This window comes from Acinetobacter sp. UBA3461, from assembly GCF_002381195.1.
GTDB classification, from domain to species: Bacteria; Pseudomonadota; Gammaproteobacteria; order Pseudomonadales; family Moraxellaceae; genus Acinetobacter; species Acinetobacter schindleri.
The window spans coordinates 108,018-121,110 of the sequence record NZ_DFRO01000016.1; the positions used below are offsets into that span (position 1 = coordinate 108,018).

Annotated in this window: 8 protein-coding genes; 3 read left to right on the top strand and 5 right to left on the bottom strand. The window is 42.5% G+C overall.

What is annotated here, in order from left to right:
- Positions 1-27: 27 nt before the first annotated feature.
- Positions 28-1,758 (bottom strand): dihydroxyacetone kinase subunit DhaK, encoded by a 1,731-nt coding sequence (gene dhaK, locus B3D47_RS03065; RefSeq protein WP_286859872.1) that lies wholly within the window; start codon positions 1,756-1,758, stop codon positions 28-30.
- Between the two features lie 285 nt (positions 1,759-2,043).
- Between dhaK and B3D47_RS03070 the strand changes: the two genes are divergently transcribed.
- The gene (locus B3D47_RS03070) at positions 2,044-2,457 is read left to right on the top strand and encodes an endonuclease domain-containing protein (RefSeq protein ID WP_286859874.1); all 414 of its coding nucleotides are present in this window, start codon (positions 2,044-2,046) and stop codon (positions 2,455-2,457) included.
- A gap of 56 nt (positions 2,458-2,513) precedes the next feature.
- Here B3D47_RS03070 and B3D47_RS03075 read toward each other — a convergent pair whose 3' ends face one another.
- Positions 2,514-3,344 (bottom strand): TIGR02391 family protein, encoded by an 831-nt coding sequence (locus B3D47_RS03075; protein ID WP_180184827.1) that lies wholly within the window; start codon positions 3,342-3,344, stop codon positions 2,514-2,516.
- 244 nt (positions 3,345-3,588) lie between these two features.
- Complete coding sequence (gene metH, locus B3D47_RS03080; RefSeq protein WP_286859876.1) at positions 3,589-7,275, bottom strand: methionine synthase; 3,687 nt, start codon at positions 7,273-7,275, stop codon at positions 3,589-3,591.
- Positions 7,276-7,791: 516 nt separating this feature from the next.
- Between metH and B3D47_RS03085 the strand changes: the two genes are divergently transcribed.
- Complete coding sequence (locus tag B3D47_RS03085) at positions 7,792-9,411, top strand: inorganic phosphate transporter (RefSeq protein ID WP_017401556.1); 1,620 nt, start codon at positions 7,792-7,794, stop codon at positions 9,409-9,411.
- 372 nt (positions 9,412-9,783) lie between these two features.
- On the opposite strand, the gene B3D47_RS03090 is transcribed toward B3D47_RS03085, so the two are convergent.
- Positions 9,784-11,325: a hypothetical protein gene (locus B3D47_RS03090; RefSeq protein ID WP_286859877.1), complete on the bottom strand. Its 1,542-nt coding sequence runs from the start codon at positions 11,323-11,325 to the stop codon at positions 9,784-9,786.
- A gap of 200 nt (positions 11,326-11,525) precedes the next feature.
- Entirely contained in the window at positions 11,526-12,143 is a 618-nt protein-coding gene (locus tag B3D47_RS03095; protein WP_008304768.1) for a rhomboid family intramembrane serine protease, read from the bottom strand.
- Between the two features lie 160 nt (positions 12,144-12,303).
- Between B3D47_RS03095 and nfuA the strand changes: the two genes are divergently transcribed.
- Positions 12,304-12,942 carry a Fe-S biogenesis protein NfuA gene (gene nfuA, locus B3D47_RS03100; RefSeq protein ID WP_286859878.1) on the top strand — a complete coding sequence of 213 codons (639 nt, stop codon included), beginning with the start codon at positions 12,304-12,306 and terminating at the stop codon, positions 12,940-12,942.
- The last annotated feature ends 151 nt before the right edge of the window (positions 12,943-13,093 follow it).

Here is a 13,093-nt window from a genome sequence, read left to right on the forward strand (position 1 = left end):
AATTCGAGGCTTTTTATTGGGTGTTATTTACTTAATATGCTCTGCAATATCGCTAAAGATCACACCTAAGCCGTGTGCGCCGGCATCCGGATAGCCCAAGCTACGGTCACCGACAGTTCCGGCACGTCCCATACGTGCCACGATATCTTTGGTCGATTCCGCACCTTTCACCGCAGCGGCTGCACCCAACACAAAGTTTTCCTTAAATGTTTTGTCGGTATTGGCGGACCATGAATCTGCACAAGGAACCAAAGCGTCAATCAGGGTTTTGTCACCAACGACTGCTCCACGGCCAAATGAACGCTCACCAGTAGTTTGAATACCTTTCACTGCTGCTTGCAGCATCTCGGCAAAATCTGACACAGTTAATGTGGATTTGCCTTGAATGGCTTTACTCGCTGCACGAAATGCTGAACCCCAGATTGGACCCGACGCACCGCCACAATGTTCCATGATAATCATTGAACTGTTCAGCAAAAATTCATCCATGTGCTGCGCTTGGATCAGGCTTTGCCATTCGCGTTTCAGTTGTTTAAACCCTTTAGCCACACTCATGCCAAAATCACCATCGCCTGCATGGGCATCCAGCTCGCAGAATGGCACTTCATTTTTGATGATGCAGGCCGCCATCACATCGACCACATAACGCATATTTTCAATCGTGAACTGTTCATTTTGAATTTCAGCATGTTCAGGCTGAGTTTCGACTTCCGTATTTATTACATCTTCTGCTGCGGCATTTTTTGTTGCGAAGATTAAAGGCTGTGCTGCTGAACCATCCATTTTAAGAGTGGGCGTGTTGGCTTCCGCATCTAAGTAGCTTTTTAGCTCATCATCGACTGCCAGAAGAGACACCGAGGCACCATTCATGTCGATACTGGTCATGTAGTTACCAACAAAAGTGCGGTAAATCTTGATGCCTTTGCGCGCCAGATGTTCGCAAACATCATTGTTAAACACATACAGCTCTTGCATTGGTGTTGAACCAAAGCCGTTGACTAGAACAGCAACTTCAGTCAGATCAGGGCGATCGAGGAACAGGTCATCGATAATACGTTGTGCCAGCTCTTTGGATGGCAGAATTTTTTCACGGCGGATACCCGGTTCGCCGTGGATGCCGACGCCGTATTCCATTTCATCATTCGCTAGGGTAAAGGTGGGTGTACCTTTGGCAGGAACAGTACATGAGCTATAGGCGAAACCAAGACTAATCACGTTATCCGCTGCTTTTTGAGCCACAGCTTTGACTTCCGCAAGCTCTAAACCTTTTGACGCTGCTGCACCTGCAATTTTATGTACAAATACAGTACCCGCCACGCCACGACGGCCGACCGTATAGAGGCTGTCCTTGACTGCAATATCATCTGCTACTTTTACATAATCGATTTTAATGCCATCTTCTATAGCTAAAGCTGCACCATTCTGGAAATTCATCATATCGCCAGAATAGTTTTTAATGATCATGAGCACGCCTTTGTCTGTTGCGACATGCTGCAGGGCTTTGTAGACCTGAATTTGAGAAGGTGATGCAAATACGTCACCACATACGGCAGCATCTAACATGCCTGTACCGACAAAGCCCGCATGTGCAGGTTCGTGACCACTACCACCGCCACTGATCAGTGCCACATTATTGTGTTTTTGTTTACGTGAGATGATTTTGTGCGATTCAGTAAATTGCAGTTCAGGGTGTGCTAGTACAAAGCCTTTGCACATTTCGACAACCAGGTTTTCAGGGTTGTTGATGAGTTTTTTCATTGAAACACCAGTAGTTATTGATTTGGGAGATAAATTTAAGGACTTATTATTATGGAAATTGACTGAGATTGCTGAATGAATAATGTTAAAACGGAGGATTTTGGTATGAGCGGTTAGAAAAGGGGCTAAATTTGGTATATAAGTTAATTTATATGAATCCCCCTAAATCCCCCTTTGATAAAGGGGGACTTGTCATGTGATTAAATAAATTTCGTGACAGTTCCTCCCTTTTTAAAGGGTGAGAAGCAATGCTTCGCAAGGAGGTATTAAAAAAGAGAATAAAAAATGAAACCCTATAATAAAAACTTAAAACAAGCCTCGCGGGATTTACGCAATAACATGACGGATGCTGAAAAGCTGTTGTGGTCACGGCTGCAGAACAAGCAAATTTTAGGTTTGCAGTTTTATCGGCAAAAACCGTTGTTAAATTACATTGTGGATTTTTACTGTCCTGCGGCTAATTTGGTGATTGAGTGTGATGGCAGTCAGCACTTTACTGATAATGGTTTGGAAGCAGATCGAATTCGAGATGAGGCTTTGGCTCAACTTGGGTTGAAAGTGTTCAGATTTGATAATAGGCAGGTGATGAGGCAGATTGATGATGTGGTTGAAGTGATTTATCAGTATTGTTTGAATGAGTTTTCTAAAGAATCCCCCAAAAATCCCCCTTTGATAAAGGTGGACTTCACGCAAATTTAATAGCAGTTTTGGATTTGTGCTGTTCCTCCCTTTTTAATGGGAGGTTAAGAAGGATTCTAAACTAAACCTTTATATATTTTTTGTGGTTCAAGTGCATTATCAATTTTGCGATGAATTAGTGAAATCATTGATAGAATATCTAATGCATCTTGCTCATTAATACTCCATGTGATTTTAGGAGCGTGGGCTGTTGTATTTCGAAAAGTCCCAAATACGCCTTTGAGTAAATTCATAAATCCTTTTTGTTCACTTTCCTCACTTTGAGTTGTGAGTTTATTTAATGCTAAATAAGGAATTTTACCTTTATAGGAAAATGCTTCATCTACTAATTCAGCTCCATCAGAAGTTAGATTTGTTTTAAGTCTGATTTTCTCAGCAATACTTTTAGTAGCTTCAAATACTGCATGAAAATAGTTATCTACAAGTAATTCTGCTTTGCAGAAAGTAAGTACATCAGGATGAATTTTTCTATCTAATAATGATTTTCTTAAATTTTGTGCTCGTGCTTCAGCCTCACTGAAAGTTTGAACTTTTTCAGCGTACTTGATTTCCCCACTTTCTGTTAATTCAAAACCTTCGAAAGATAAAGCAAAATTTAAATCATTTCTTATGTATTCAAACCACTCCTTCCTATTTATGTGTCTTGATGGGCGCATAACGTGCTTTATAAAAGCTAAAATATGATTTGAGCAACGGTCATTGTGTTGTTTGCTATTTAAAGCTTCGTATAGACGTTTCCATTTGGTGATATTCGGTTGAAGGTCAGGGATATGACATTCTGCTAGATATTTGCCTATCTCAGTTCCAGAAAGTCCATCATTCGTTTCACCGAGAATTTTACATATTGACTCTAAACTTCCTGAATCTAGAATTTTTATGATAGCCATTATTTAATGTTCAATTTTTAGTATTTATTCATTTTAAGTAATTGTTTTATTTATATCAATTAATCTCTCCCAACCTCCCTTTAAAAAGGAGGGAGCTGTCACGTAATTCATTTGATCCGTGAAATTCCCCTCTTTGAAAAAGAGGGGTTAGGGGAGATTTAAATATTCAAACTAAAAATCCCTTCAACCGAGGGGATTTTTAGTTCCCCCTTTATTAAAGGGGGTTAGGGGGATTCAGTGATTTTTAAACCACAGAATCATCCAAATTCGGCGCTAACCAACGTTTCGCCTCATCCAAGGTCCAACCTTTACGCTTCGCATAATCTTCCAACTGATCGCCAGAAATTTTACCCACGTTAAAGTATTCTGTTTCAGGGTTGGCATAGTAGAAACCGCTGACAGATGAAGGTGGCCACATCGCAAAACTTGAAGTCAAATAAGTGCCGATCTTGTCAGTGGTGCCTAACCAGTCAAAGAGGGGTGCTTTTTCAGAATGCTCGGGACAAGCAGGGTAGCCCGGTGCAGGACGAATACCCACATACTTCTCTTTGATCAATTCTTCATTAGAAAGCTGTTCGTCGGCTTGGTAACCCCAGAACTCCTTACGAATACGCTCATGCAAATGCTCTGCAAAGGCTTCTGCAAAACGGTCACCCAAGGCTTGAACCATAATCGCGTTATAGTCATCACCTTTGGCTTTGTATTCTTGCGAAAGTTCTTCCGCACCAAAGATCGATACGGTGAAACCACCCAAGTAATCTTGCGCTACATCTTTCGGCGCAACAAAGTCAGCTAAAGAATAGTTCGCTTTACCAGTCACTTTGTCAGACTGCTGACGAAGGTGCTCGAAACTATGTGTCACATGACCATTTTCATCAGTCACGGCAACCGTATCTGCTGCCACACGGTTGGCAGGGTAAATGCTGAATGTTGCACGCGCATCAAAGCGTTTATTTTCGATAATGTCTTTCAACATTTCTTGTGCTTGTGCATACAAGTCACGTGCTGCTTCGCCCACCACTTCATCTTCAAGGATTTTCGGGAATTTACCCGCCAAGCTCCAAGAAATAAAGAACGGTGTCCAGTCGAAATATTCCACCAAGGTTTCTAAAGGATAGTTGGTGAAAGTTTGTGAACCAATAAAGTTTGGTTTAACTGGCGCATGCTTTTCAAAGTCAATCTTGAAGCCATTTTCAACAGATTCAGCATAAGAAAGTTTTGCCGCTTTCGGTTGCTTGTTCGCTAGACGTGTACGGATTTTTTCATAATCCGCGGCATAGTCTGCCATCAATTGTGGTTTCATTTCAGCAGAAAGTAATTGTGTGGTCACACCTACAGCACGAGAGGCATCGGCAGTATAGAACACACCATCATTTTGATATTGCGGAGCAATCTTCACCGCAGTATGTGCTTTAGAAGTCGTTGCACCACCAATCATCAGTGGAATGTTAAAACCTTTACGCTGCATTTCTTTGGCAACAAAGACCATTTCATCCAGTGACGGTGTGATCAAACCAGATAGACCGATGATGTCGACTTTCTCGTCAATCGCTGTTTGTAAAATCTTCTCACATGGCACCATTACGCCAAGGTCAACAATGTCATAACCGTTACAGCCAAGTACCACACCTACGATATTTTTACCGATGTCATGGACATCGCCTTTTACTGTTGCAAGCAAGATTTTACCTTTAGCTTCGCCTTGGGTTTTTTCCGCTTCAATGAACGGGTTGAGCCAAGCCACAGCTTGCTTCATCACACGTGCAGATTTTACCACTTGCGGTAAGAACATTTTACCAGCACCGAACAGGTCGCCGACCACGTTCATACCTGCCATTAAAGGCCCTTCAATGACATCTAAAGGACGTGCAGATTTTAAACGAGCTTCTTCAGTATCTTGGTCAATGTACGTGGTGATGCCTTTCACCAATGCATATTCAAGACGTTTTTCAACACTTTCATTACGCCATTCAAGGTTTTCTTCGGCTTTTTGTGCGCCTGCTTGACCACGGTATTTTTCAGCAATAGTCAGTAATTTTTCAGTCGCTTCTTGACCGCTTTCACCTTGATTACGGTTCAATACCACATCTTCAACAGCTTCTTTCAGTTCTGCATCGATATCATCGTAAATCGCAAGCTGGCCGGCATTCACGATCCCCATGGTCAAGCCTTTCTGGATCGCGTGATACAGGAACACTGCATGGATCGCTTCACGTACAGGCTCGTTACCACGGAATGAGAATGATACGTTGGAGATCCCGCCTGAAATCATCGCATTTGGCAGGTTTTGTTTGATCCAACCAGTCGCTTCAATGAAATCGACGCCATAGTTGTTGTGTTCTTCAATACCGGTTGCCACTGCAAACACATTCGGGTCAAAGATGATGTCCTCAGATGGGAAGCCGACTTCATTTACCAGCACGTCGTAAGAACGTTTACAGATTTCTTTTTTACGCTCTGCCGTATCCGCCTGACCATTTTCATCAAATGCCATGACAATGACCGCTGCACCGTACTGACGGCACAGGCGGGCACGTTCTACAAACTCGTCATAACCTTCTTTTAAGGAAATCGAGTTCACCACGGCTTTACCTTGTACGCATTTCAAACCTGCTTCAATGATCTCCCATTTTGAAGAATCAAGCATGATTGGCACACGTGAAATATCTGGCTCAGACGCAATCAGATTCAGGAAGTGCACCATTGCAGCTTGTGAATCCAACATGCCTTCATCCATATTGATGTCGATGATCTGCGCACCAGCTTCAACTTGTTGACGGGCAACGTCCAACGCTTCTGTGAAGTTTTCTTCTTTAATTAAACGAAGGAATTTTTTAGAACCCGTCACGTTGGTACGTTCACCGACGTTTACAAAGAGTGAATCTTTGGTGATGTTAAATGGCTCTAAACCACTTAAACGGCACGCAGGTTCAATGTCTGGAATTTCACGTGGCGCAATGCCTGCGACCGCTTGCGCAATGGCACGGATATGATCAGGAGTGGTACCACAACAACCACCCGTGATATTGATCAAGCCACTTTCTGCAAATTCTTTGATGAAAGCAGCCGTTTCTTCAGGGGTTTCATCATAACCACCAAACGCATTTGGTAAGCCTGCGTTTGGATGTGCAGAAACGAAAGTATCAGCAACGTCAGATACGGTTTTTACGTGTGGACGCATCGCATCTGCACCCAGCGCACAGTTAAAGCCGATTGAAATCGGTTCTGCATGACGCATTGAATTCCAGAACGCTTCAGCGGTTTGACCGGTCAATGTACGGCCTGATGCATCGGTAATTGTGCCCGAAATCATAATTGGCAATTCATAACCAATTTCTTTAAAGACTTCTTTCACCGCAAAGATCGCAGCTTTAGCATTCAAGGTATCAAATACCGTTTCGATCAGGATGATGTCCGCACCACCTTCAATCAATGCTTTGGTCGATTCGATATAGTCGACTTTTAATGCATCAAAAGTGATGTTACGAAACGCCGGGTCATTTACGTTTGGTGAAATAGAGGTGGTACGTGAGGTTGGACCAATTACACCTGCCACAAAACGTGGTTTTTCAGGGGTTGAGTATTTCGCGCAGGCCTCTTTGGCAATACGCGCTGCTTCACGGTTAATTTCCGGTACCAGATCTTCCATGTGGTAATCCGACATTGAAACACGCGTACCATTAAAGGTATTGGTTTCAATAATGTCAGCGCCCGCTTCAAGATACGCTTCGTGGATACCTTGAATAATTTGTGGTTGTGTTAAAACCAGAAGGTCGTTGTTGCCTTTAAGGTCATATGCCCAATCAGCAAAACGCTCACCCCGATAATCGGCTTCTTCCAATTTATGGCGTTGGATCATGGTACCCATCGCACCATCGATAATTAAAATTCTTTTGGCAAGAAGTTCTTTCAGGGTGGCAAGTGTGGACATTCAGACTTTCTCAGTAAGCATCAAAAACGGCAATAATCTTAACAGATTAGTGCGCAGTTTTCTGTAGCCATTATTCAGAATGCTGGATATGGCTGATATGAAAATCTGATAAGCAAATTGAACTGTGTATAGAAAGCTGAAAACAGATAGAAAACAAAAAGCTCGAAGTCAGTTATGGAGGAATTTGACCGAAAATAAAATATAAATGAGTTTCATGAAAGTGTCATATGACTGGGGCAATATAGAGTCAACTGTGACCGGCTCAGGAAAATGACAGTCCTGAGAAAATGATCAATTTTATTGCAAAACATGAATGAAGTTGAGTGGAGAAACGGTTTTTATTTAAATAAATTATTGATTTTTATTTTTTAATTTTAATATTGATAGTATGTAGCTTTAGGATGAACGGCAGCAAGAAAGTCTAAAAAATTGGTCTATATGACGGCGCTTTGTCATATAATTGTCACAATTAAACTGAACAATATGGGGATTCTTGAATCCTCTATTCCTGCTTGCATGAATTCTAATCAAACTCCCTCAGGTTCAGCCCATCAGTCGCCTTCACATAAGTCGACTAATGTTCATGTGCCAACACCGAAATTTTTTATGCCGGTGTTTCTGACTGTAATTATTTCTACGCTGATTTATATCGGCTTTCAGTTGACTTCAGATCTGGCGCATGTTCCAGCAATTGGTCTGTATTCGATGATTCTTTTAGCCACAGCGCTATTTATTGCGCTGGGCTTTGAATTCGTCAATGGTTTCCACGATACAGCCAACGCGGTTGCCACCGTAATCTATACTAACGCATTGTCTGCACCGGTTGCAGTCATGTGGGCAGGTTTCTGTAATTTCCTTGGGGTAATGGTGGCCAGTGGTGCCGTTGCTTACGGGATCATTGCATTACTTCCTGTTGAACTGATTATGAACGTGGGTACAGGTGCCGGTTTTGCCATGGTCTTTGCCATGTTGATCGCCGCGATTCTCTGGAATCTGGGCACCTGGTTCCTGGGTATTCCTGCTTCTAGTTCACATACCCTGATTGGTTCGATTCTGGGTGTGGGTATCATGAACTATCTGCTCAATGCAGGTGGCGGTGCTTCCGGTGTGGACATGGAACAGGTGATGAAAGTCGGTAAGGCGCTGTTATTTTCGCCTTTGATCGGTTTTGCTTTTGCTGCAATCCTGTTCTTACTGGTGAAAAAAATCTTCAGAAAGCAGCTAGAACTGTTTAAGCCACCTGAAGGTAACAAGCCACCACCACCACTGATTCGTGCCATTCTGATTTTTACCTGTACTGGCGTAAGCTTTGCCCATGGTTCAAATGATGGTCAAAAAGGTATGGGCCTGATCATGCTGATCTTGATCGGTTGTGTACCTTTGGCATACTCGTTAAACAAGAATCTTGATGCCCAGCATATCCAGTCTTTCGGTCAGTTATCTGCTCAAACTGCTGATGTGATTTATCCACAGCATGATGATATTCCGGATGAACAGGCACGTGCCGTAATTACCAAATATATTCAGACTAAAGAGTTAAATGCTGAAGTTGTACCAGCATTGGCAAGCTTAACGGATCATTTGGGTGAAAAAGTCGGTTCATATACGAATATTAAAGATGTGCCTGAGGCGCAAGTTTCAGAATTCCGTAATGACATGTACTTGAGCACCACAGCATTTAAACGCTTGGATAAAGCAGAAGCTTTACCTGCGATGACTGCTGCACAGGAAAAAACAGTTGACGACTATCGTGATAACCTGGATTCATTCCTGCAATACATCCCGACTTGGGTAAAAGTAGCAGTTGCTTTAGCACTTGGTCTAGGTACCATGGTAGGCTGGAAACGTATTGTAGTGACTGTAGGTGAGCGTATTGGTAAACAACATATGACTTATGGTCAGGGGATGTCTGCGGAGCTGGTAGCCATGACTACAATTGCTGCTGCAGACGGTTTCGGTATGCCGGTATCAACGACTCATGTTCTGAACTCTGCGGTTGCAGGTACGATGGTAGCGAACAAGTCTGGCCTGAACTTCCAGATGGTGAAAACGATTCTGTCTGCCTGGGTGTTCACACTGCCAGCAACGATCTGTCTGTCAGGTGGTTTGTACTGGGTACTGTTAAAAGTTTTCTAAGAAAATTTGATGTAAAAAAACGCTGCCGAGGCAGCGTTTTTTATGACGTTTTGAAAAGTTTAAAAATCGAAAGGTTTTAAATTATGATGAAGGCGACAGGGATGTCGCCGTTAGGTTGTCTTGCGTAATTTTTTAAAGCAATGCTTAAAAAATTACTCAGGATATATCATCAGCCTAACAAAAGATTTTTTTACCTTTGCGCGGCCGTGCTGCTCATCTTTCAAAAGTAAAGAAAAAAAGAATGTATAGAATGGATCAACTTCAATTTGCTTAAAGTCCATTCATAAAAGTTTGAAAGATTCAAAGCCTATATTGACCTCTTCCTTGCGCAGCAGTGCTGCTCATCTCCTAGGAGGAGAAGGAACTTTCAATTTACTTCTTCAACTTACCTAACAATCCTTTCGGCAGTTTATCCGTCGCAAAACCATACAGCGCAGCAAATGGCAGTGCAGTACGTGCCAGATAAGCCACTCGCCATAAACCACCATGATTTGCACCGGACATCATCAGCTCAAGTGGATGATTCAGTTTTACATCTGGATTAGCTACAGACTCCGGATTACGCAGATCATGAATCCATAAGGCTGCCATAATCGCATTGGTAGTTTCTGGTGCAAAAGCTTCGACATCAAACAGGCTGGCACCATTAAACGCAGCTTTAAGCAGAGGATTTTTGGTTACAGAATAAGTGGTTGTAGAAGGTGCGATATTAATACTGACACGTTGGCCATTGGCACGCGCCAGTGTCGCACGCCACTGCTGGATACGTTTTGCCAGCGCATAGTTCGGGCCTTGTTCAACCACCAAGCAGTCACATATGCCATAGGATTGATCAGCAACTTTGAATAAATCTTGTGCATTTTTCTTAAAGAAATATTTGCGTGAGATTAGCGAAATACCTTTGGTCAAAGTGCTTTCCAGTTTAGACAGTTGCTGGTATTTGCTTTGCGATGCTTGAACCACTTCTTCTGGTACGGCATAGACGTCAGTTGGCGTACACATATACATCAGACTGGTATTGGCTTTCTGCTCGCTAACGTGTTTCATGATTGCATCCATTGCCATGGAAACACGCACATGTTTTTCACCATCCAGATAGGCGATTGCTGCCAGATCCAGGTTTTGCTTGAACTGAATCAGCCATTGGGCAATTTCTGGAATTTGCGTCAACAGGTTGGCACCGAGCTTCTCTTTTAGAACTTCAATTGAAGTATCCGCTGGCAGAGTTTCAGCTGAAGGCGCATATAAAGTAGCATTACCTTCACTTACCGTATCCAGAATCTTGCTCCAGACACGGGTATTTGGCAGGTCAATTGCCACGATATTGGCTTTCCATTTAGATAACCAGGTCAGTGGACCCGCTTCAGAAGCAGCACCGAACAGCACCGTGGTACGATCTGACAGGTCAAACCATTCCGGATGGGCAATACATTCACGCAGGGCATGAGCATGACTTGGCTCGACGATACCACGTTCTTCCCATAGTTGGATCTGGTTCAGTAGGGCTTGTCCCTGCAATTTTTTACCATGATAAGGCACATACCATTCAGGAGCTTTTTCAGACTGACCTTTCAGCTGAAAGGTACTCAGGTTTTGCGCAGGTAAAGACATTACATCTTTGAGTAGATGCTTCTGGCCATCACGGTAATATTCAAAACTGGCATGCGCTGTTTCCAGACCTTGTTGGGCAATATTCAGTGCTGCACCTGGAGAGCGCAGGCCGTCTTCAACCAGATGTTTAAAGTGAACCGGATATTGCTTACGCCAGTTTTTTTCCTGTTGAGCTGCGCTGGCATGTACAGGATTAACAGCGTTTAAGGCTTCAGAAATGATAGTGCGGCCAATTTTTGAAGTGCTAGGTTTTTGTTGTGAAGCAGAAATAGGGAATTGAAGACCGTCTGGGGAATTGGACATGCAAAATATCTCGCGATTTACAGCAATTAATATACAGATGTATACATTATCACTGCAAAATCCACTCCAAGGTTGGCAATATATGACATCCTGACTTTTAAAATTATTACGAGATGTTTCCAACTAAAAGGAAGCGCATGGCTTCCTTATGATCACTCGTTTAAAAACTAATTCTCAGTATCCTTAATGAATGAAAGAATCTAGAAGGGAAGTTGAGCCAGTTTATTCAGGAAGTGTGGAATAAGTCGAGGTTCCAGGATAATAGTCATAATCACACCATAAGCCGCCCCCCAAAGATGGGCGCTGTGATTGATATTGCTGTTCCCGCGTTTGCCAGACCAGACACTATAAGCGACATAAAGTACTGCAAAAATAATGGCCGGCACAGGAATAAAAAACACGAAAATCAGTTTCCATGGCTCAAACAGAATATAGGCAAATAATACTGCTGATACTGCACCCGAGGCACCCAGACTTGCCCAGCGTGGATTATTTTTATTTTGCAGATAACTCGGAATAATGGCTGCAATCAGACCACCCAGATAGAACAGGACAAAGCCCAGATCATAAAGATACTGGCGATAAAAGCTCTCGATAATACTGCCAAAGAAGAACAGCGTAATCATATTGAACAGTAGATGTGTGCCATCTGCATGAATAAAGCCATGCGAAATAAAACGGTCATATTGACCACGTTGAATTGCTGGTGGCCAGAAAATCAGACGGTTCATGACCTGCTCTTTGGAAAAGGCAATAAAAGAGATGATGCAGGTAATCAGAATAAGGGTAACGGTATGATTAAAGGGTAAATGCAGCATAGACGGCAGTTCTAATTCTGAAGTAGTGATCCCTAATCTTGCCATTATTCTGACATTTAGGTAGTACTTTTATAATAAATCCGACAATTTTAGTTGAAATTTTAAATTTACCCCGCATCTTCAGTTAAAATGGCAGCTTCAGCTTGAGGAAATTATTGTTATGTCGACTGAGAACAGCAGCACTGCAGTTACAGAAGAAATTCCAAATCTATTGATTACACCGACTGCACAAGAGTATTTAAAGGATCTACTGGAAAAGCAAAATACACCAGGTATTGGTGTACGCGTTTTCGTGGAAAATCCGGGTACACCGCGCGCTGAATGTTGCATGGCTTATAGTGCACCAGATGAAGTTGTACCGACAGATTACAAACAGGATTATCCAAAATTCCCTGCGTACATCGATACTCCATCTATTCCTTATTTGCTTGATGCAGTAATTGATTACAACAAAGACCGTTTTGGTGGTCAGCTGACTTTCCGCGCACCAAACTCTAAAGTGCCACGTGTAGGTCCTGATGCCTCTGTAGAAGAGCGTATCACTTACGTGCTTCAGTCAGAAATTAATCCAGGTCTGGCAGGTCATGGTGGTAACTGTGCACTGGTTGAAGTGGTTGAAGATCCTGAACACGGTTTGACTGCTGTACTTAAATTTGGCGGCGGCTGTCAGGGCTGTTCAGCAATTGACGTGACTTTGAAACAAGGCGTTGAAACGACTTTGAAACAACACGTTCCTGAACTTGCACGTGTGGTTGACCAGACCGACCATAGTCAGGCTGAAGGTGCATACTTCAAGTAAGTAGCGAATAAAATTTAGCTTATAAAAAAGGCCTCAAATATTGAGGTCTTTTTTTTATTTGTATTTAATAATGATAATAATTATCAATAGTAATTGTATTTAGAGTAACATTTGATACAATGCGTCACAATTCCATCAATATTTCTTCATA